This window comes from Micromonospora lutea (assembly GCF_016863535.1).
Classification (GTDB): Bacteria; Actinomycetota; Actinomycetes; order Mycobacteriales; family Micromonosporaceae; genus Micromonospora; species Micromonospora lutea.
The window spans coordinates 151,014-171,643 of the sequence record NZ_BOPB01000013.1 but is presented as its reverse complement, the minus strand read 5'-3'; the positions used below and the strand labels follow the sequence as shown (position 1 = coordinate 171,643).

Sequence of the window (20,630 nt, the reverse complement as noted above, 5' to 3'; positions counted from 1 at the left end):
CGAACCGGCGGGTCGACAGCGGTCGCGCCGTCGGATCCGGGCGGTGCGGCTGCGTTCGGGTGTGAACGGCGGCACCAGTTCGGTGACCGGGTGGGTCGGTGAGGAGTCCGACGTGGGTTCGGCATCGCCCGGGGTGACCGATGGACTGACCGACGCGGTCGGAGCGGCGGGCCCGGAAGGTGAACTCGACGCGGTCGGGTCGGTGACCGGCGGCGGATCACTCGACGCGGTCGGGTCGGCGGACGCGGAAGGATCGCTCGACGGGCTCGGCTCCGTGGTCGGTGGAGCGCTCGACTCGGTCGGGTCGACGGCGTCGCTCGGGTCGGCCGAGGCGGTCGGCGGGTCCGGATCGTCGGTCGGCGAGGGCGAGCCGCTGGTCGGGGCCGGCGTCGGTGTACGGATCGGGGTTGGCGCTGGACGCGGGGCCGGTGTGCTGCTGGGCGGTCGAGGAGCCGGTACGGTCGCCGGGGCGCTGGGGCGGCGGGCCGGCGCGTGCTCGACCGGTGTGCCGACCGTCGTCAGCCGTGGTGTCGGCACCACGGGGTTGACCGGCGGTGCCGCCGGCTCGACCGAGGGCACCGCGGTCGCGGTGGCGGTCGGAGCGCCGGTGGGTGGCGGCGGGACCACCACCGGACCGATGGAGGGCGTGGGGATGAACGGCGTGCCGCCGTCCGGCAACGCCGTGCTGCCGACCGTCGCGGAGCCGGTGCTGATTGCGGCGAGAACCGGCATCGAGGCCGTGCCGGCGAGTAGCGCCACCGTCAGTAGATAGCCCCGGCTGGGCCCGGCGGTGCGCACGGCCCGGTGCGCACCCACCACGCGGCGGTAGCCGGGTGCCCGGTGCCGTCCGAGGATCGGCGTCCCGGGATCTTCACCTGGTTCGGACACCACGCTCTCCTCGTCGTCGCCCCTGGCCGGGGCCGCCCCGATGGGCACCCCGGCGGGCCGCCGAAGCTGGATCCGGCCCGCGCGATCAGCCTGGGCCAGTGACTCTGCGTAAGCCAACCCCACACCGCGTGTCGACACGCGTATCTGGCCGAATGGTGACGAACCATCACCGGATCGGTCGCGCGTCGCTGGACCCGACAGTCCGGCTCTTCAGGTAACGAAGCGGGCCGGCCAGCGGATGCGGGCCGGGCAGGGTGTGGGACGCCTCACCTCTGATGCGAGACTGGAGGCACGGCGGCAGCGCAGCCGCGACCTCCGCGCACCCACGCGGTAGGCGCGACTGGGCGCCGGCGCTCCCGAACCGGGTTCGGCCAGAATCCGGCTCATGCCGCGCGGCAACCCCTACCGGGGTCAGGCGCGGCCGCCAGGAACCATCCCGGCACCAGCCGGGGCGGGCGCACGAGTCGCGCGGCCGGGTGACCCCCCGGTGCCGACGCAGACACGACAGGGAGAGACGGATGGCAAAGGGCGACCCCGGGGCCCCGGCCCGCGGCCGGCGAGCCGCGCCCCGATCCAGGAAGGCCACGACCGGCGATCCGGAGCTGGTGCAGCTGCTCACGCCCTCGGGTGAGCGGATCGAGAGCGTGACCGGTCCGGACGGCATCGAGTACCGCGTCGACTTCACTGACGAGGAGTACCGCGGCCTCTACCGTGACCTGGTACTCGTGCGGAAGCTGGACGCCGAGGCGACCGCCCTGCAACGGCAGGGCGAGCTGGGCATCTGGGCGAGCCTGCTCGGCCAGGAAGCGGCGCAGGTCGGTTCCGGTCGGGCGCTGCGTACCCAGGACATGGCGTTCCCCACCTACCGCGAGCACGGCGTGCTCTACTGCCGTGGCATCGACCCGATCATGCCGCTGGGCCTGTTCCGCGGGGTCGACCAGGGTGGCTGGGATCCGAACGAGTTCAAGTTCAACATGTACACGATCGTGATCGGGGCGCAGACCCTGCACGCGACCGGTTACGCCATGGGCGTCGCGATGGACGGCAAGACCGGCACCGACGACGGCGAGGCGGTGATCGCCTACTTCGGCGACGGCGCCACCAGCCAGGGCGACGTCAACGAGGCGTTCGTCTGGGCCGGCGTGTTCAACTCCCCGCTGGTGTTCTTCTGCCAGAACAACCAGTACGCCATCTCCGAGCCGCTGGAGCGGCAGACCCGCATCCCCCTCTACCGGCGGGCCGCCGGCTTCGGCTTCCCCGGCATCCGGGTCGACGGCAACGACGTGCTGGCGACGTACGCGGTGACCCGGCACGCGCTGGACAACGCCCGGCACGGGCAGGGCCCGAGCCTGATCGAGGCGTACACCTACCGGATGGGCGCGCACACCACCTCCGACGACCCGACCCGCTACCGCATCGCAAGCGAGGTCGAGGCGTGGCAGGCCAAGGACCCGATCGCCCGGATGAAGGCGTTCCTGGAGCGAGAGAAGATCGCCGACAGCGGTTTCTTCACCGAGGTCGACGAGCAGGCCCGCCGGGAGGCGGTGGACCTGCGTGAACGGGTGCTCGCCATGCCGAACCCGGAGCCGAGCACCATGTTCGACCACGTCTACCCCAACGGGTCGCCGCTGCTGGACGAACAGCGCGCGCAGTTCAGCCGGTACTTTGACTCGTTCGAGGGGAGCGCGCACTGATGGCCACGGAGACGCTCACCCTCGGCAAGGCCCTCAACATCGGCCTGCGCAAGGCCCTGGAGAACGACCCGAAGGTCGTCATCATGGGCGAGGACGTCGGCAAGCTCGGCGGCGTCTTCCGGATCACCGACGGATTGCAGAAGGACTTCGGCGACCAGCGGGTGATCGACACTCCGCTCGCCGAGTCCGGCATCATCGGCACCGCGGTCGGCCTGGCCATCCGTGGCTACCGGCCGGTCTGCGAGATCCAGTTCGACGGTTTCGTCTACCCGGCGTACGACCAGATCGTGTCGCAGGTGGCGAAGATGCACTACCGCTCGCGGGGCAAGCTCAACATTCCGATGGTCATCCGGATCCCGTTCGGCGGCGGCATCGGCGCGGTGGAGCACCACTCAGAGTCACCCGAGGCGTACTTCGCGCACACCGCTGGTCTCAAGGTGGTCTCCTGCGCCAGCCCACAGGACGCCTACGTGATGATCCAGCAGGCCATCGCCTCGGATGATCCGATCGTGTTCCTGGAGCCCAAGCGGCGCTACTGGGAGAAGGGGCAGGTCGACCTGGACGCCCCGCTGTCCGAGGCGTACCCGCTGCACGCGTCCCGGGTCGCGCGGGCCGGCACCGACGCCACCCTGCTCGCGTACGGCCCGATGGTGCGTACCTGCCTCGACGCGGCGACGGCCGCTGCCGAGGACGGGCGGAACCTGGAGGTCATCGACCTGCGCACGCTCTCCCCGCTGGACCTCGGCGTGGTGTACGAGTCGGTGCGGCGCACCGGCCGCGCGGTGGTGGTGCACGAGGCACCGTCCAACGTCGGTCTGGGTGCGGAGATCGCGGCCCGGATCACCGAGGAGTGCTTCTACTCCCTGGAGTCGCCGGTGCTGCGGGTGGCGGGCTTCGACACCCCTTACCCGGCGGCCCGGGTGGAGGAGGAGTACCTTCCCGACCTCGACCGGGTGCTCGACGCCGTCGACCGCACCTTCGGCTGGTGAGCGGCATGTCGCGGATCAAGGAGTTCAACCTGCCCGACCTGGGCGAGGGCCTGACCGAGGGTGAGATCCTCGCCTGGCTGGTCAAGGTGGGCGACACGATCGAGTTGAACCAGCCGATCGTCGAGGTGGAGACGGCCAAGGCGGCCGTGGAGATTCCGGCGAAGTGGGCCGGCCAGGTTCAGGCGATCTTCCACCCGGAGGGCACCACGGTCGAGGTCGGTACCCCGATCATCGCGATCGACACCGACCCGGGCGCCGGCCCGGTCGAGCAGTCGACCACCGGTACGCCCGCCACCGACCTACCCACTCCGTCAGCGGCGTCGTTGGCCGCCGTCGAGGACGCTCCGACCGAGGGCGCGGTCGAGCCGGGCCTGATCGGCGGCCCCGCCCCGGGTGGCCGTACCGCCGTTCTCGTCGGCTACGGCCCGCGTACCACGGCGGCGAAGCGTCGCCCCCGCAAGGGCACGGCCTCGGTCACCAGCACGCCGGCAGCGACCGCGCCGGTGCAGGCTGTCCCGGCTCAGGTCGCCCCGGCACCGGTCCAGTCCACGGTCGAGGGCAACGGTCGGAGCAACGGCGTGGTGCTGGCCAAGCCGCCGGTACGCAAGCTCGCCAAGGATCTCGGGGTTGACCTGGGCACGCTGATCGGCTCCGGACCGTCCGGCTCGATCACCCGGGAGGACGTACAGCGGGCCGCGGCAACCCCGGCAGCGGCCGAGCCGTCGACGGTCAGCTCCGTGGTCAGCTCGGCCGCGAGCTTCGGCGCGGACCGCGAGCAACGCATTCCGGTCAAGGGAGTACGCCGGCTCACCGCCGAGAACATGTCCCGTTCGGCCTTCACCGCCCCGCACGTCACCGAGTTCCTGACCGTGGATGTGACCCGGGCGATGAAGGCGTTGGACCGGCTGCGCGGGCGGCGGGAGTGGCGCGACGTACGGGTCTCGCCGCTGCTGCTGGTCGCCAAGGCGGTGCTGCTGGCGGTCCGGCGACACCCGATGGTCAACTCCAGTTGGGCCGGCGACGAGATCGTCGTCAAGGAGTACGTCAACCTGGGGATCGCGGCAGCCACCGAGCGCGGCCTGATCGTGCCGAACATCAAGGACGCCGGCCGGTTGACCCTGCGTGAGCTGGCCGACGCGATGACCGACCTGGTGCAGACCGCCAAGGCCGGGAAGACCTCGCCGGCCGACATGTCCGGCGGCACCCTGACGATCACCAACGTCGGGGTGTTCGGGGTGGACACCGGTACGCCCATCCTGCCGCCGGGCGAGTCGGCGATCCTGGCCTTCGGTGCGGTCCGCGAGCAGCCCTGGGTCCACAAGGGCAAGGTCAAGCCGCGCCTGGTCACCACGCTCGGCCTCTCCTTCGACCACCGGATCATCGACGGCGAGCTGGGTTCGAAGTTCCTCCGCGACGTGGGCGACTTCCTCGCCGATCCGGAGGCGGCGCTGCTCGCCTGGACCTGACGCGTCACGACGACAACGGCCGGTGTGCCACGGGTTGAGGCCCGGCACGCCGGCCGTTGCCATTCGGTGAAGAAAAAGTTGCCCACCGGCACCTCTGACCGAAGATTCTTAGGCTGGTGGTCCAGCTCACCTAATAATCGCTGGCAATATCCGGGGTGCTGCGCTTCAATAGAAGGGACGACGGGACGACAACCGAATAGTCCAGGAGGAGAGACACCATGAGCATGATCGAGCGAATCCGCAACCGCCGCGACGCCAACCGCCGCGCCCGCGCCATCGAGCGGGCCCTGCGCTCCGCCAGTTCGCCCGCAGTTCGCGACGAGATCCTCGCCATCGCCCAGCGTCACATGCACTGACGCCACACGACGTTATCCGCCTCCTCCAGATCGACGACCCGCCCGGGCGAACCGGGCGGGTCGTCGGCGTTACGACCGGCCGTTGACACCGGGATACCGCCCCGCCGCAGCGCCCGGTACGGTGGGCTCGGTCGTAGTCCGCGCTCGGGAACGGACCGAGGCGATAGAAGCACCTCGACACCACCCAGCGACGGACAGTGACGATCGAGCTCCCCGGAAGCCCACCAGCGGCTACCGGGTTACGGTGCGGGGAGCCGGCACGGCCGGTACGCCGGCACCGCCGGCTGCCCTGCCGAGACCATCGGCAACGGCGGCCGACATGTGATGGAGGAGGCGCACACATGACGTCCGAGGGCCCGCACCGCCCCGGCCAGGAGCCGGAAGAGGTGCCGCCGGGCGGCGGCGGACCGGCGGCGTACGGCGACCGACCGGCTCAGCAGGACAACGGGTACGGCGCATCCGCCCCCGACCTCGGTTGGGCTCCACCGCCACCCGCACGCCCGGACGCCGCCACACCAGCATGGGCGAACCAGCAGGGCAACGCGTGGGGCAGTGCCCAGTCGACCCGGCAGGCGGACGCCACCACGCCGGACGCCTGGGACCAGCCCGCCGGTAACCAGCCCGGCTGGGCGACCCCGGGTGACCAGCCGCAGCAGCCCGCTCCGGGTTGGGCGTCGGCCGGACCGCCCACATCGGATCAACCTGCCTGGGCCAACGGCGCCCAGTCCGGGCCGGCCTGGGCCAGCGATCCCGCCAATGGGGACACCGCGCACCCCGGCGACTGGGCACCGAATCAACCAGCCCCGAGCCAGCCGGACTGGGCCGGCGGGCAGCCCGCCCCGGGGCAACCGGACTGGGCCGGCGGGCAGCCCGCCCCGGGGCAGTCCAACCCGGCGGCACCCGGTGGGTGGACCGGCGGCCAGCAGCCGGACTGGGCCAACGCACCGCGTACCGATGAACAGCCTCCCAGCTGGGCCTCGACCGCTGGTCAACCCGATCCTGCCCAGCCCGCCTGGGCACCGGCCGAGCAACCGGCGCCCACCCGCGAGCCGGCGGCCCGGGCCAGTGCCCAGGTGCCGACCCCCGGCGAAGGTCTGCAGCAGCGACCCGCCGACGGATCCTCCCGCGCCGAGGCGTGGCCGACCGAGCAACCGGAACAGCCTGACTGGGCGACCGGCCAGCGACGGGAGCCCGCCGCTGGCGGCTGGGCCGGCGAGCAGCCGGCAGAGGGCTGGCACTCGGGCGGTGATCGACCGGCACAGCCCGAGTGGGCCACGCCGCCCCGGGAGGAGCCGACCGGCTGGGCCGGGGGCAATCCGGCACCGCCGTCCTGGAGCCCGTCCGCCGAGCCGCTCCCCTCCCGGACCGCCGCCGACCGATCCTCCTCGCCCGACATCCAGCCGTGGGCACCGGGTGAGGCGTGGGGTCAGGCAGCGGCAGAGCCTGCCGCCCCTCGTACCAACCCCGAGCCCGACGCGGGTCGGCCCGCCGACGCCCCGGCCTACCAGCCCACGCCCGCCCCGGGCATCTCCCCGGCGAACATGCTGCCGTTGCCACCGCAGGAGCAGCGGGTGCCGGGCGCCAGCCTGGCCGCCACACCGCCCGCAGCCTTCGCCCAGCCCGCGGCGCACCCCGATGACCCGGCCGGACCGGCCGGCGGCCCGGTCGACCAGCCGGCCGGCGGCGTGGCCTGGGGCCAGCCCGAGGCCCGACACGACGATCCCCAGTCCCCGGCCATTCCGGCGCCGCGCACCTCCCCGGAGTCCGAGGGTCGGACCACTCCGGCAACCGGCAGCGGCATCGCGGCGAGCGCCTCCGTGCCGCTGTCCAGTCGGGTCATGCCCCCGGCGGACCACGCGGTTCGGCCGACCGGTACACCCGCGCCCCAACCCCGGGTGTACGGCCGACCGGCCCGCCCCGAGCACACCGAGGAGCCGGTCCAGGAGCACGGCGAGCAGCCACTGGTGCCCCGCTTCGACCAGAGTCCGGGTCGGTTCGACTTCGACCCGGCCGCGGAGCGCGGCGACCAGGGCCCGGAGCGGTTCGAGCCGGCCCCGGAGCCTCGCTTCCCCGACCGGGAGCCACCACTGGGTGGGCCGAACGCCTTCGCCGGCCCGGCCGCCCCGGCTTCGCCGGCCGCCCCGCCGGCCCCGCCCGCCCCGCCCTCCTTCCCGCCGGGGATACCGTCCTTCGTGGACGCACCGCCGACCAACCGGCCGGTCAACGGGGTACGGCCGCACGCCGAGCCGGAACACCCGGCCGACCCGTTCGCCGGTGCACCACGCGACCCGTTCGGCAGCCCGGGCAATGATCCGTTCGGCGGGCCGTCCGAGCGTCCAGGCACCTACGGCTCTCCCGTCCGCTCGGAGCCGGGCGGCGAGCACAACATGTTCCCTCCACCGCCGCAGTCCGCGCCGCCGTGGAGCCCGGGTCCGGGCAGCGGGTCGGGTGATGCGGAGCAGGGTCGCTTTGAAGCATTCAAGCCGGTGGCCGAGCCGACCCCGGAAGCCCCGCCACCCAAGGTGCGCAACGGACGGGTCCTCGCCGCGGTGCTGGTCGCCGCCGTGCTCATCCTGGCCATCCCGCTCGGCCTGCTGATGCTCCTCGGCATGATCGGCGGCTCGGACGACGCGAACGCCTTCGACCCGCCGGTCGGCTCCTGCGTCAAGCGCTCCGGCACCACCGCCGTAGCCGCCGACTGCTCCGAGCCGGAGGCCTTCAGCGTGGTGTCCAAGGTCGAGTCGAAGGACAAGTGCCCCGACCCGGCCATGCCGCACGTGGACCTTCGCGTTGCCACCGCCAACCCGGTGCTCTGCCTCAAGGAGGCGACCGGCGGCTGAGATCGCGTAACCGACGGCGGGGTCACGGGTAACCGTGCCCCCGCCTCGTGCTGTCCGGCCGACTTCCGACGGAGCCGGCCGGGTGTCGGGTACGCCTCTCCGACCCGCCTTCCAGCCGGCCGGCATCCGCTGGTAGGGCACGATGGGAGCATGAGTGCACGCGTGCGGGCTCCCGAGCTTCGAGGTCGGGCCTGGTTGAACACCGGCGGGCGAAAGCTGACGCTCGCCGACCTGCGAGGCAAGATCGTCATCGCGGATTTCTGGACCTTCTGCTGCATCAACTGCCTGCACGTCCTCGACGAGCTGCGGCCCCTTGAGCAGAAGTACGCCGACGTGCTGGTGGTGATCGGCGTGCACTCGCCGAAGTTCGAGCACGAAAAGGATCCGGACGCACTGGCCGCCGCTGTCGAGCGGTACAGCGTGCACCACCCTGTGCTCGACGACCCTGAGCTGGACATGTGGCAGCAGTACGCGGCCCGCGCCTGGCCGACCCTCGCGGTGATCGACCCGGAGGGGTACGTGGTGGCCACCATGGCGGGTGAGGGTCACGCGAACGGGCTGGCCCGGCTGATCGACGACCTGATCGCCACCCACGAGGCCAAGGGCACCCTGCACCGGGGAGACGGCCCGTACGTCCCGGTCGCCGAACCGGAGACCGCCCTCCGCTTCCCGGGTAAGGCGGTGGCCCTGCCCGACGGCGGCCTGCTGGTCTCCGACTCGGCGCGGCACCGCCTGGTCGAGCTGGACGGCGACGGTGAGACCGTGGTCCGTACCATCGGCACCGGCGAGCGCGGCCGGACCGACGGCTCCGCCGGTGCCGCGACCTTCTCCGAGCCGCAGGGGCTGTGTCTGCTTCCGCCACACGTGGCCGAGGTTGCCGGCTACGACCTGGTGGTCGCCGACACCGTCAACCACCAGTTGCGGGGCGTACGGTTGGCCACCGGCGAGGTGCTCACCGTGGCCGGCAGCGGACGGCAGTGGCGGTCCACGGTCGACGATCACGCACACGACGCCCTCGCGGTGGACCTCTCCTCGCCCTGGGACCTCGCCTGGTACGACGACAAGATCGTCATCGCCATGGCCGGTATCCACCAGCTCTGGTGGTTCGATCCGATCAAGCGCACCGCCGGCATGTACGCCGGCACGACGGTTGAGGCGCTGCGCGACGGGCCGTTGGCGCAGGCGTGGCTGGCCCAGCCGTCCGGGCTCGCCGTCTCCACCGACGGCACCCGGCTCTGGGTCGCCGACAGCGAGACCAGCGCCATCCGCTACGTCGAGGACGGCGTCCTGACTACGGCCGTGGGTCAGGGTCTGTTCGACTTCGGTCACGTGGACGGGCCGGCCGCGCAGGCCCTGCTTCAGCACCCGCTCGGCGTCTGTGCCCTGCCCGACGGCTCGGTGCTGATCGCCGACACGTACAACGGTGCCGTACGCCGCTACGACCCGGCCAGCGATCAGGTCGCCACCGTCGCCACCGGTCTGGCCGAGCCGAGCGACCTGGTGCTCACCGCGGACGGCTCGGTGCTGGTGGTGGAGTCGGCCGCGCACCGGATCACGCGGCTCGCACCCGGCGCGCTCTCGGCAGCCGGCGCGGAGACCGTCGACGGTCCGCGGCACCGCACCGAGCGCAGGCCGACGGACCTGGCCGTGGGCGAGGTCGTCCTGGATGTCGTCTTCACCCCGGCCCCCGGGCAGAAGCTGGACGAGACCTTCGGACCGTCCACTCGACTCGTCGTGTCGGCGTCACCGCCGGAGCTGCTGGTCGAGGGGGCGGGCACCGGCACGGAGCTGTCCCGCCGCCTGGTGATCGACGGCTCGGTGCCCGAGGGGGTGCTTCAGGTGACCGCTCAGGCGGCGACCTGTGACGCCGATGTGGAGCACGCGGCCTGCCATCTGACCCGGCAGGACTGGGGCGTACCGGTGCGGGTGGTCGACGGCGCTGCCGCCCGGCTGCCATTGGTCCTGCGGGGCATGGACGCCGGCTGACACCCGCCCGCGCCGTTAGGAAGGGTCCCTTCCTCTACACCAGGCGTTAAGAAGGTGCCCTTCCTTTCAGCTGAATGGTGCTGGGGTGACCCCGGCGTTGACGAGGGCGGCGCGGACGAGTTCCGCGGCGGCCACCGCGCCGGGGGTGTCACCGTGCAGGCACACCGACTCCACCGCGCACGGGACCGTACTGCCGTCGACGGTCACCACGACCCGCTCGGTGGCCATCCGTACCGCCCGGCGGGCCACCTCCTGTGGGTCGGTGACCAGCGCGTCCGGTGCGGTGCGCGGTACCAGGCGACCGTTGGGCAGGTAGTTCCGGTCGGCGAATCCCTCGGCCACCACCCGGATGCCGGCACCCTGGGCGAGCTGGGCCAGCACCGACCCGGGTGGGCAGAGGACTGGCAGCTCCGGGTCGTAGTCGTCGAGGGCGGCCACCAGGGCCGCCGCGGGCATCTCCTCGCCGGCCGCCGCGTGGTAGAGCGCGCCGTGCGGCTTGAGGTAGCGAACCCGGGTGCGGTACGCCCGGCAGAAGGCGTTGAGCGCGCCGAGCTGGTAGAGCACCTCGTCGCGCAGCTCCGCGAATTCGTACGCGATGTGCCGCCGACCGAAGCCGGCCAGGTCCCGGTAACCGACCTGGGCGCCGACGGCGACTCCCCGCTCCGCGGCGGCAGCGCAGACCCGGCGCATGGTGGCCGGGTCACCGGCGTGGAAGCCGCAGGCGACGTTGGCGGAGGTGACCAGGTTCAGCAGGGCCTGGTCGTCGCCGAGACGCCAGATGCCGAAGCCCTCCCCGAGGTCAGCGTTGAGGTCCATGGAACCTGACCGTAGTACCTGGACGGGCCTGCGCGAGTGGGGTCACGTCGTCCACCACCGCGATGACCGGGTATCCGCCGGTGGTGGGGTGGTCGGCGAGGAAGACCAGTGGTTGACCGTCCGCCGGCACCTGCACCGCGCCGAGGACGAGCCCTTCGCTGGGCAGTTCTCCGGGCACCGCGCGGGGCAGCGGTGCGCCGCTGAGGCGCGCCCCGACCCGGTTGCTCAACGGGCTCACCTGGTACGCCGTTCCGAGCAGCGTTTCCAGCGCCGCCGGAGTGAACCAGTCGTGCCGGGGACCGAGCCGAACGGTGAGCCGCAGCTCCGCCGGGGGTGTCCTGGGCACGGTGACGTCGACTGGGGCAGGCGGACCGGCGGGTGTACCGAGCGGCAGCAGGTCACCGTCGCGCAGTGGGGCCGGTCCGAGCCCGGCGAGGGTGTCGGTGGAGCGGCTGCCCAGCACCGGTGCGACGGCGATACCGCCGGCCACCGCGAGCCAGCAGCGCAGGCCCCGTCGGGCGGGACCGATGCGCAGCACCGCCCCGCCCGGTACGGCAAGTGGACGGCCGGTGTCACCGGGGCGATGGCCGACCCGCACGTCGACCTCGGCACCGACCACGGCGACCGTGGTGGCCCGGGTGGGGCGCAGCTCGCAGCCGGTCAGGGTGATCTCCAGCCCGGCTGTGGGTTCCGGGTTGCCGACCAGCCGGTTGGCCAGGCGCAGGGCGGCCGGGTCGAGCGCACCGGATCGGGGTACGCCCAGGTGTGCCCAGCCGGGCCGGCCGAGGTCCTGCACGGTGGTCAACGCCCCGGCCCGGAGCACCTCGACGAGGCCGTTCACTGGTCCACCAGCCGGACCCGGGTGCCGGGGCTGAGCAGCGCAGGCGGGTCCGCGGTCACGTCGAACAGGGTCAGTTCGGTCCGCCCGATCAGCAACCAGCCGCCGGGGGAGGCGGTGGGGTATATCCCCGCGTACCGGCCGGCCAGGGCGACCGACCCGGCCGGCACCCGGGGCCGGGGTGTCGGCAGCCGTGGCACCGCGAGTTCGGCGGGCAGCCCGGTGAGGTATCCGAAGCCGGGTGCGAACCCACAGAACGCGACCTGGAACTCGACGTCCCTTAGGCGACGGACGACCCGTGGTACGTCCGTCCGCCAGTGAGCCGCCACCCGGGGGAGGTCTTCCCCGTCGTACGTCACCGGTATCTCCACGAGGCGGGCGGCTGCGACGGTGGGGAGTGCGGTGACCGTCCAGGTGGCGAGCCGGGCGGCGGTGGCCGGCGGATCCGTGACGCCGTCGAGCAGCACGGTGGTGGCGGCCGGCACGATCTCGACGGCGGCCAGCTCGCCCAGGTCACGGCGGCGCCACAGCTCCGCCCGCCACGCCTCGACAATGCTGGCCACGTCGGTTTCGCCTCGGGGCGGGACGGCGGGATCGGCTTCCTCCGGCAGGGTGAGGTCGAGCAGGAGGGCGTGGGTGCCGACCCGTCTGATCCGCATTCCGTAATCTTCCCGGAGCGCGTGCGCTGCCGGGTAGTCCACTGGCCGGGGAGGGTGACCAGTTACACTACCCGAAAGTAACCTACGCTGTCGTAACCTGAGCGAGTGACCACCTCAGCACGCCCCCGGCTCAAGCCGGTCGACATCGGGAAACCCCGGATGCGCGGCTGGCTGCACACGTACGCGTTCTTCGTCGCTCTGGTCTGCGGCATCGTGCTCTGTTCGATCGCCGCCACCCGTCCGGGCTGGACCCCCCTGGTCAGCTCCGCCGTCTACAGCCTCACCGTCTGTGGCCTTTTCGGCACCAGCGCGCTGTACCACCGTCGAGTGTGGTCGACGCGCGGCTACGCGGTCATGCGCCGGATGGACCACTCGATGATCTTCCTCTTCATCGCCGGCACGTACACACCGTTCTGCCTGCTGCTGCTGGAGACCCGGGCCGCCGTCATGATGCTGTCGATCGTCTGGGGCGGCGCCCTGGGCGGTGTGGCGTTGAAGCTGATCTGGCCGCACGCCAACCGGTGGATCTCCGCGCCGCTCTACCTCGCCCTCGGCTGGGTGTCCGTGGCGATGCTGCCCGACATCCTCCGCCAGGGCGGCGTCACGGCGCTGGTGCTGCTCGCCGTGGGTGGCGCGATCTACACCGTGGGCGCGGTCTTCTACGCGCTACGGCGCCCCAATCCGTGGCCCACCGTCTTCGGCCACCACGAGTTCTTCCACGCCTGCACCCTGGTCGCCGCGATCTGCCACCACATCGCCATCTACTTCGCACTCTTCGCCTGACCCGGGTACGACGACAGCGGGGGTGGTGAGCCTCGTCGCTCACCACCCCCGCTGGGTCCGTTGGGCGGAAGTCAGATCGTGGGACCGGGTCGGCGCACCTCGCGGTACTCCTGGACCCTGCGGTCCTCCTGAATCGGCACGGCACGGTCGGCCACCACCCGCTCCTCGACGACCGTACGCCGGCGCGAGTTCCAGAAGTAGAGGGTGACGATCAGCCCGGCGACGCCCGCGAGCATCAGCACCCAGCCGACGACGCTCAGGTTGAGCCAGCCCAGGTTCGCCTCCACGGCGAACGCGAAGATCGCGCCCAGTGCGATCAGGAAAATACTGCCACCGATGCCCATCTCGTCGTCTCCTTGGCTATCGAAGCTGGTTCCACTCCGCCGCGGCCACGGATGAGGTTGCGGCACCGACCGACTTACCCCGGCACGGAGATCGCCAATCGGGCAAGCTGGAGACATGACGGACGGCACGCGCCATGAGCGGACGCTGGTGCTGCTGCGGCACGCCAAGGCCGAACAGCCCACACCGGGCCGTCCCGACATCGAACGCCCGCTTGCCGCTCGGGGCCGCGCGGACGCCGCTGCCGCAGGAGCCTGGCTGGCCCGACACGGGCTGCTGCCGGACGTGGTGCTCTGCTCAGCAGCCGTACGCACCAGGCAGACCTGGCACGACGTCCAGTTGGGCATGACCGGCTCACCGCCGGAGGATGGTCCCGCAGGTCCGGCCCCGGCGGTCCGCTACGAACCGGACGCCTACGAGGCACATCCGGAGGATCTGCTGCGGTTGATCCGGCAGGTGCCGCCGACCGCGGCGACGGTCCTGCTGATCGCCCACAATCCTGGCATCTCACTGCTGTCCGCACTGCTCGATCCGCCCCGGGCCGATCCGGAAGGGCTGCGGACCAGCGGGTTCGTGGTGCATCGGACAGCCGCGCCCTGGGCGGCACTGAACCACGCGGCGACCAGGATCGAGAAACGGCACACCGCACGCGGCTGAGACGGCGTGCGGTGTGGGGCCGAGGCGAACGGCCTCAGCTCGGCGGTGCGGTCGGTGGCGGTGGATCGGGAGGTGGCGGCATCATCGCGGTCGGGTGCGAAAGTCGGTTTTCCTCCACGATCAGTGTCCGGGCCCGCTTCCGACGATCCTGCCAGAACCAGAGCGTGGTGAGCAGCACGGCCAGCCCGGCCAGGATGAAGACCCAGCCGACGGCCCGCAGGTCGACCCACCAGACGTTGGCCCGGATGGCGAAGGTCAGGATCGCGCCGATCGCGATCAGGAAGATCCCACTACCAATGCCCATGTGCGCGGCACTCCCCCGTGCGGTTGCTCTGGGCGTACTCGGACTGGTGCGTGACGGTTACCCGCCGGCCCGGCATTTACCCCGCCGTTGGCGGCGAACATCGCCGGCTCCCGGCCCGCCGGCCTCGGGTGCTGGTGCCTGTTGGTCCCCTTTGCTCTGCTTCAACCCGCGCAACGGTTTATCGGCAAGGTCGGTGCGTATGGGTAAGCAGAGCAAAGGACGACCGGCACCGTACGACGACAGCCGGCGGGGCTGCGCCCCGCCGGCTGTCACGTTGACACGGGTCGCGACGCGTTGCTGCCACGCGTCGCGGTCGGTCTCCCGTGGCTCAGAAGGCCTCCTCCGGGAGGTCCATCACGTCCAGGTCGGTGTTCTCGATGATCCGGCGGTCGGCACCGATGCGGGGCAGCACCTCACGGGCGAAGAACCGGGCAGCGGCCACCTTTCCGGTGTAGAACGCCTTGTCCGCCGCCGTCACCTCGCCGGCGAGCGCCTTCAGCGCCACGTCGGCCTGCTTCTGCAGCAGCCAGCCGACAACCACGTCGCCGAGCGCCAACAGGAATCGGCGGCTGCTGAGCCCGACCTTGTACAGCGCCCGGGCGTCCCCGCCCTGGGCCTCGCCCAACCAGCCGGTCATCACGCCGAGGATGTTCTGGATCTCGGCGAGCGCCTTGCCGAGTGCCTGGCGCTCCTCCTTGAGCTGGCCGTTGCCGGCCTCGGTGGCGATGAACTCCTGGATCTCGCCGGCCACGGCCATGAGCGCCTTGCCGTTGTCGCGGACGATCTTCCGGAAGATCAGATCGAGGCTCTGGATCGCTGTGGTGCCCTCGTACAGGGTGTCGATCTTGGCGTCCCGGACGTACTGCTCCAGCGGGTAGTCCTGGAGGAAACCGGAACCACCGAAGGTCTGCAGGGACTCGTGCCCGAGCAGCTCGTAGGCCCGCTCCGAGCCGACGCCCTTGACCAGGGGCAGCAGCAGGTCGTTGACCCGCTTGGCCAGCTTGGTGGCCTTCTCGTCACCGGTCGCCTCGGCGATCGCGACCTTGTCCTGCCAGGAGGCGGTGTAGCAGACCAGGGCCCGCAGACCCTCGGCGTACGACTTCTGCAACAGCAACGAGCGTCGTACGTCGGGGTGGTGGGTGATGGTGACCCGGGGCGCGGTCTTGTCCGTCGACTGGATCAGATCAGCGCCCTGCACCCGGTTCTTGGCGTACTCCAGGGCGTTGAGGTAACCGGTGGAGAGGGTGGCGATCGCCTTGGTACCGACCAGCATCCGGGCGTACTCGATGATCATGAACATCTGCCGGATGCCCTCGTGCTTGTCGCCCATCAGCCAGCCCTTGGCCGGCACGCCGTGCTCGCCGAAGGTCAGCTCGCAGGTGTTGGAGACCTTCAGGCCCATCTTGTGCTCGACGTTGGTGGCGTACACGCCGTTGCGCTCGCCCAGCTCACCGGTGTTCTCGTCGAAGTGGTACTTCGGTACGACGAACAGCGACAGGCCCTTGGTGCCGGGGCCGCCGACGCCCTCCACGCCGACCGGGCGGGCCAGCACGTAGTGGACGATGTTGTCGCTCAGGTCGTGCTCGCCGGAGGTGATGAAGCGCTTCACGCCCTCGATGTGCCACGAGCCGTCCGCCTGCGGGATGGCCCGGGCCCTACCGGCGCCCACGTCCGAGCCGGCGTCCGGCTCGGTGAGCACCATCGTCGAACCCCACTGCTTGTCGACGAAGAGCTTCGCCCACTTCTTCTGCTGCTCGGTGCCTTCGACGCGCAGCACGTGAGCGAAGGACGGGCCGGAGGCGTACATCCAGATCGGCGCGTTCGAGCCGAGCACCAGCTCGGCGAGCGCCCACCACAGCGTCCGGGGAGCGTTGCTGCCGTCCAGCTCCGTGGGGAGGTCCAGCCGCCAGAACTCGGAGTCCATGAACGCCTGGTACGACTTCTTGAACGACTCCGGCAGCGGCGCGGTGTGCGTGGCCGGGTCGAAGACCGGTGGGTTGCGGTCGCTGTCGGTGTAGCTGGCGGCCAGGTCCTCGCGTGCCAGGCGGTCCATCTCGGCGAGGAAGGTCCGTGCCGTGTCGACGTCAAGGTCGGAGTACGGCTCCTGGCCGAACGCCCGGTCCGCCCCGAACACCTCGAACAGGTTGAATTCGAGGTCCCGAAGGTTGCTCTTGTAGTGGGTCATGTTGCTGGCCCCGCTTCCGGACAGGTGTTACCGATCAGTAACCCCGACTCTATTACTCGCGGGTAGGAAGCGACAACCCGGTCCTGATAGTGACGGGTATTACACACCCGTCGTTCACCCTGATCGTCATCGGTCACCGGGCACCCCGGGCGGGTTGTCACCCCTCGGCCGCGCCGACCTCCCAGCTCGGCACCGCCGCCGTCGTATCGCCTGGCGAGCCCGTGTACTCCATGAGAACCAGCGCGATGTCGTCGTCCAACCGACCGTGCACCCATTCGACCAGAGCGGTCTCCAGCGAGGCGAGGCCGTCGCCGACCGTACCGTGGCCGAGCAACCGCCAGGCCCGGTCGGCGGTGGGGAAGAACTCGCCGTCCCGGCGCGCCTCGCCGAGCCCGTCGGTGAACAACAACAACCGATCGCCCGGCTCCAGCCGTTCCACCCGTGGTCGGACCACCGGCATGAAGCCCAGCGGGGGTGCCGGCGCCGGTGGCTCAAGAGAGATCACCGCGCCACGACGCAGCAGCAGCGGCGCGGGATGCCCGCAGTTGACGATGGTGAGCGTGCCACCACGCTCCTCGACCAGCGCGGCGGTGACGAAGTCCTCGTCGCCGACGTTGCGGGCCACTGCTCGGTCCAGGTCCGCCACCACGGCGCGCAGATCAGCCCGCTCGTACGCCACGTGCCGGTACGAACCGAGCACGATGCTCGCCAGCCGGACCGCCTCCAGCCCCTTGCCGCGCACATCACCGATGATCATTCGTACGCCGTACGGCGTCTCGATCGCCTCGTAGAGGTCGCCGCCGATCTCGGCCGTGGCGGTCGACGATATGTATCGTCCAGCCACGGAGAGCGCGCCCACCTGCGGGCCGAGCGGGCGCAGCACCGCCTGCTGAGCCACCATGGCCAGCTTCGACAACTCGGCGATCTGCTCCGCCTGCCGCTGCCGCACCGCCGCCACCGCCCCTGCGATGCCGGTGCCCAACGCGATGCCCGCCACCGCAATGGCCGTGGAGAGCGTGACCGTCCGCTCGGCCAGGGCGAAGGTGGCCCCCAGCACGGAGGCGGTGGCACCCACGCCGAGCACGACCCGCCATGAGGCGAGCGCGGCGGCCAGGAAAGGTGCGGCCACCATCAGCGCGATGTGGTTCGCGGTACGACCATCCGCCAGTTCGACCGCCGAGACGATTCCGAGCAGGACAAGGGCCGCGCCGAGGCCGGCGCGGGATCCGGGGCTCAGCGGGCCGCGGCCCGGCTGGAGGAGTTGCGTGCGTACATCCGACAGCATGCCCGATGTACGTGTACGAAAGAATGAGCCTGGCCCCTCGGACGAGACGGTTCTGGCCACGAGGATCCAACGCCGGAGCCGATCGCGGCGCTCCACCGCCTCAGCCGAGCACCTCGTAGCGAACCTCGATGTGGCCGAGGTCGAGCGACGCGATCTCGCCGAACGCGGCCCGCGCCAGGTCCAGACAACGTCCCTCGATGAACGGACCGCGATCGTTGATCCGGACGGTGACCGACTTCCCGTTGGCCGGGTTGGTCACCCGCACCTTCGTGTCGAAGGGCAGCGTCTTGTGAGCGGCCGTCATCCCCTCCGGGTTGAACGTCTCGCCGTTGGCGGTCATCTGCCCCTGCCAGTAGAAGGAAGCGCCACAGGAGCCCGTGTCGACCACCGGGCGAGCCGTCGTCTTCTTGGCCGTCGGCTTCGGCGTCGGGCTGGCCGTACGCTGCTTGCTGCGCGACGGCGCCTGCGCGGTGCGGCTTGGCGTCGGACTCACCGTCGGGCTCGGCGAGGCGGTGACGCTGGCACTCGGTGACGCGCTCGGCGAGCCGGACGGCGTGGTGCTCGTCTCGGTGGTGGGTGACAGGTCGATCGCGGCTGGTCGTACCGGCTCCGACCCGGCGGTCAGCCGTACGGCACCGAAGGTGCCGCCGACGGCGAGCGCGACCGCCACGACGGCGCTGGCCGTGATGCCAGCCGGCGAGGCGATCCTGCGGGTACGGGAGTGCTTACCAGCCACCAGCACGGTCCTTTCTCAGCGGGGCGAACCGGGTCGGACCATAACGAGAGAAGCACTTCCGACGTCAACGTGATCATGTTGGTATGTCCGTAATTGAGGTGATACGTGAAGCCGATCATCCGATCCGTGGTGGGCCAGGTGGTCCCGTGCTCGGCAGTTGCCTGGCGCAGGATGATGACATGCCCGCTGAGCTGAGCAAGCGCCTCGTCGAGCTGTTTCGATGGGTCGACCCCGGCCCGGGTTCGAGCCACCTGGTCAGCGACACGTCGGGGTGGTGGCGGGACCCGGCGACGCTCGCCGCACTGGGGCCTGCGCTGGTCGCGCCGTTCCGGGCTGTCCGACCCACGGTGGTCGTGTCCCCGGCCGTCACCGGATTCCTCCTCGGGCCACTGGCGGCCACCGCCCTCGGCGTGGGATTCGTGGCCGCACACAAACCCGGTGACGGGCGGCTGCCTGCAGGCCCACTGACCTGGGCACAGAGTCCCCCCGACTTTCGCGGCAGACGGGTGGACCTCGCGGTGCGTGACCGCCACCTGGGCCCGGGGGACCGGGTGCTGGTGGTGGACGACTGGGTGGACACCGCCGCCCAGGTACGCGCCGTCTACCAGATCTGTACGACGCGAGGAGCCGAGCCGGTCGGCACGGCAGCCGTGGTGGACGGCTGCCCGCCCACGGTCACGAAAGAGCTCCGCATCGCTGCCCTCCTGACCCCCGCCGACCTTCCCGCTTGACCCGGTTTCCGCTGCCCGTGGTCAGCGGACGAAGTCCTCGACCACGGTGCAGACCTGGCCGAGCGCCTCGGCGGAGCGGGCCAGCGGGCCAGGCACCATCAGCGCGTGATCGGCGCCCGGGATCTCCAGCACGTGCGGGGTCAGCCGCCGAGCGACCCCGCCGTCCCAGGACGAGTCGGCGGTGCCGCCGACCAGGATGAACGGCGCGGTGGCCCGACGCAGCGCGTCGACCACGTCGCCCCGGTGCAGCAACGGGGTCAGCCAGACGGCGGGCAACCCCCGGCTGGCCGCGAGCGGAGCGGCAAGGGTGCCGAGCGACTTGCCGACCAGCAGGTCCGTCCGCTCGTGCAGCGTGGGAGCGACGTGGTCGCAGACCCACCTGCCGATGGTGTCGATGTCGAAGTCCTCCGGCACCTGCCAGGAGATCCCGTGCAGTCCGAAACCGACCCGGCGCAGCGCCTCGCCCAGGTAGAGAAAGAGGGGGTACCGGGTGTCGTACCCGCGTCCCGGGATGAGCACCGCACGTCGGTCCGCCATGGGCATCTCCTTGTCTTCGGCCATCGACCGTACCCCCTCAACCCCGGCTGGTGAGGGTTGAGCAGTGCCGAATGCCCGGGATCGGGCGGTAGCGTCGCCAGGATGTGGCCACGAATCGGCGGACTCCGCACGCTGGACCTCGGCACCCCCGGCGACCTACGGACGCGCCTCAACACCCTCGTGCTGGCCGGCGTGAAGACCGCCACCGCCGGCCTGCTCGCCGAGTACACCGAAGAGGGCGAGGAACTTGAGCACGTCGGAGAGCGGCTGGCTCTCGTCGACGACGCGGACGCACTGGTGGCTGTTGTCGAGGTGACCGGCATCGAGGTGACCAGGTTCGCCGAGGTGCCGTGGGACTTCGCCCGCGCCGAGGGGGAGGGCGACCGCTCCGTCGAGGAGTGGCGGGCAGGGCACGCCGCCTACTGGGCGCGCGTCGGCACCCCGGTCACCGACGACAGCGAGATCGTCTGCGTACGCTTCCGCCTGGTGTCCGCCGGTGTCGGCGGCGTCGCCACCGGCGACCTCGGCACCTGACCAA

General features: G+C 71.4%; 20 protein-coding genes. 11 read left to right on the top strand and 9 right to left on the bottom strand.

Annotated elements, in window-relative coordinates; genetic code table 11:
• Positions 1-43 precede the first annotated feature (43 nt).
• From Vlu01_RS14320 to Vlu01_RS14290, 7 genes are all read left to right on the top strand, one after another.
• A complete protein-coding gene (locus tag Vlu01_RS14320) occupies positions 44-772 on the top strand; it encodes a hypothetical protein (protein ID WP_239095887.1) in 729 nt (242 codons plus the stop codon).
• Positions 773-1,406: 634 nt separating this feature from the next.
• On the top strand, positions 1,407-2,582 hold the full coding sequence (pdhA, locus tag Vlu01_RS14315; protein WP_203998958.1) for a pyruvate dehydrogenase (acetyl-transferring) E1 component subunit alpha: 1,176 nt from the start codon (positions 1,407-1,409) through the stop codon (positions 2,580-2,582).
• Positions 2,582-3,571, top strand: coding sequence for an alpha-ketoacid dehydrogenase subunit beta (locus Vlu01_RS14310; protein WP_203998955.1), 990 nt, complete (start codon positions 2,582-2,584; stop codon positions 3,569-3,571). Before pdhA ends, Vlu01_RS14310 begins: the two co-directional genes overlap by 1 nt.
• A 5-nt stretch (positions 3,572-3,576) precedes the next feature.
• Positions 3,577-5,037: a dihydrolipoamide acetyltransferase family protein gene (locus Vlu01_RS14305; RefSeq protein ID WP_203999408.1), complete on the top strand. Its 1,461-nt coding sequence runs from the start codon at positions 3,577-3,579 to the stop codon at positions 5,035-5,037.
• A 218-nt stretch (positions 5,038-5,255) separates the two neighbouring features.
• Positions 5,256-5,393: a hypothetical protein gene (locus Vlu01_RS14300; RefSeq protein ID WP_165521953.1), complete on the top strand. Its 138-nt coding sequence runs from the start codon at positions 5,256-5,258 to the stop codon at positions 5,391-5,393.
• Between the two features lie 341 nt (positions 5,394-5,734).
• On the top strand, positions 5,735-8,233 hold the full coding sequence (locus Vlu01_RS14295) for an LppU/SCO3897 family protein (RefSeq protein WP_203998952.1): 2,499 nt from the start codon (positions 5,735-5,737) through the stop codon (positions 8,231-8,233).
• Between the two features lie 150 nt (positions 8,234-8,383).
• A complete protein-coding gene (locus Vlu01_RS14290) occupies positions 8,384-10,219 on the top strand; it encodes an NHL domain-containing thioredoxin family protein (protein ID WP_203998948.1) in 1,836 nt (611 codons plus the stop codon).
• A 66-nt stretch (positions 10,220-10,285) separates the two neighbouring features.
• On the opposite strand, the gene Vlu01_RS14285 is transcribed toward Vlu01_RS14290, so the two are convergent.
• From Vlu01_RS14285 to Vlu01_RS14275, 3 genes are read right to left on the bottom strand one after another with little or no spacing between them, the layout of a single operon-like run.
• Complete coding sequence (locus tag Vlu01_RS14285) at positions 10,286-11,035, bottom strand: LamB/YcsF family protein (protein ID WP_203998944.1); 750 nt, start codon at positions 11,033-11,035, stop codon at positions 10,286-10,288.
• Positions 11,019-11,876, bottom strand: coding sequence for a 5-oxoprolinase subunit C family protein (locus tag Vlu01_RS14280; protein WP_203998942.1), 858 nt, complete (start codon positions 11,874-11,876; stop codon positions 11,019-11,021). The genes Vlu01_RS14285 and Vlu01_RS14280 overlap by 17 nt, the downstream gene beginning before the upstream one ends.
• Positions 11,873-12,532: a 5-oxoprolinase subunit B family protein gene (locus tag Vlu01_RS14275; protein WP_203998939.1), complete on the bottom strand. Its 660-nt coding sequence runs from the start codon at positions 12,530-12,532 to the stop codon at positions 11,873-11,875. Before Vlu01_RS14275 ends, Vlu01_RS14280 begins: the two co-directional genes overlap by 4 nt.
• A 105-nt stretch (positions 12,533-12,637) precedes the next feature.
• On the opposite strand from Vlu01_RS14275, the gene trhA reads away from it, so the two are divergent.
• Positions 12,638-13,315, top strand: coding sequence for a PAQR family membrane homeostasis protein TrhA (trhA, locus tag Vlu01_RS14270; protein ID WP_203998936.1), 678 nt, complete (start codon positions 12,638-12,640; stop codon positions 13,313-13,315).
• A gap of 71 nt (positions 13,316-13,386) precedes the next feature.
• Here the strand turns inward: trhA and Vlu01_RS14265 are convergent, their stop codons facing one another.
• Positions 13,387-13,659, bottom strand: a complete 273-nt coding sequence (locus tag Vlu01_RS14265) for a DUF6458 family protein (protein WP_203998920.1) — start codon at positions 13,657-13,659, stop codon at positions 13,387-13,389.
• Between the two features lie 115 nt (positions 13,660-13,774).
• Between Vlu01_RS14265 and Vlu01_RS14260 the strand changes: the two genes are divergently transcribed.
• Positions 13,775-14,314 carry a SixA phosphatase family protein gene (locus tag Vlu01_RS14260; protein WP_203998917.1) on the top strand — a complete coding sequence of 180 codons (540 nt, stop codon included), beginning with the start codon at positions 13,775-13,777 and terminating at the stop codon, positions 14,312-14,314.
• A 34-nt stretch (positions 14,315-14,348) separates the two neighbouring features.
• Here Vlu01_RS14260 and Vlu01_RS14255 read toward each other — a convergent pair whose 3' ends face one another.
• The 4 genes from Vlu01_RS14255 to Vlu01_RS14240 all read right to left on the bottom strand — a co-directional run bounded on the left by Vlu01_RS14255 (position 14,349) and on the right by Vlu01_RS14240 (position 18,824).
• Entirely contained in the window at positions 14,349-14,618 is a 270-nt protein-coding gene (locus Vlu01_RS14255; RefSeq protein WP_043961115.1) for a DUF6458 family protein, read from the bottom strand.
• 328 nt (positions 14,619-14,946) lie between these two features.
• On the bottom strand, positions 14,947-16,803 hold the full coding sequence (locus Vlu01_RS14250) for an acyl-CoA dehydrogenase (protein WP_203998914.1): 1,857 nt from the start codon (positions 16,801-16,803) through the stop codon (positions 14,947-14,949).
• A 157-nt stretch (positions 16,804-16,960) separates the two neighbouring features.
• The gene (locus Vlu01_RS14245; RefSeq protein ID WP_203998911.1) at positions 16,961-18,088 is read right to left on the bottom strand and encodes a PP2C family protein-serine/threonine phosphatase; all 1,128 of its coding nucleotides are present in this window, start codon (positions 18,086-18,088) and stop codon (positions 16,961-16,963) included.
• Between the two features lie 100 nt (positions 18,089-18,188).
• Positions 18,189-18,824, bottom strand: a complete 636-nt coding sequence (locus tag Vlu01_RS14240) for a septal ring lytic transglycosylase RlpA family protein (RefSeq protein WP_203998908.1) — start codon at positions 18,822-18,824, stop codon at positions 18,189-18,191.
• A gap of 179 nt (positions 18,825-19,003) precedes the next feature.
• On the opposite strand from Vlu01_RS14240, the gene Vlu01_RS14235 reads away from it, so the two are divergent.
• Entirely contained in the window at positions 19,004-19,555 is a 552-nt protein-coding gene (locus Vlu01_RS14235) for a phosphoribosyltransferase family protein (protein WP_203998905.1), read from the top strand.
• Positions 19,556-19,576: 21 nt separating this feature from the next.
• On the opposite strand, the gene Vlu01_RS14230 is transcribed toward Vlu01_RS14235, so the two are convergent.
• A complete protein-coding gene (locus Vlu01_RS14230) occupies positions 19,577-20,092 on the bottom strand; it encodes an alpha/beta fold hydrolase (RefSeq protein ID WP_203998903.1) in 516 nt (171 codons plus the stop codon).
• A gap of 102 nt (positions 20,093-20,194) precedes the next feature.
• Between Vlu01_RS14230 and Vlu01_RS14225 the strand changes: the two genes are divergently transcribed.
• Entirely contained in the window at positions 20,195-20,626 is a 432-nt protein-coding gene (locus tag Vlu01_RS14225; RefSeq protein WP_203998900.1) for an ASCH domain-containing protein, read from the top strand.
• Positions 20,627-20,630: the final 4 nt, after the last annotated feature.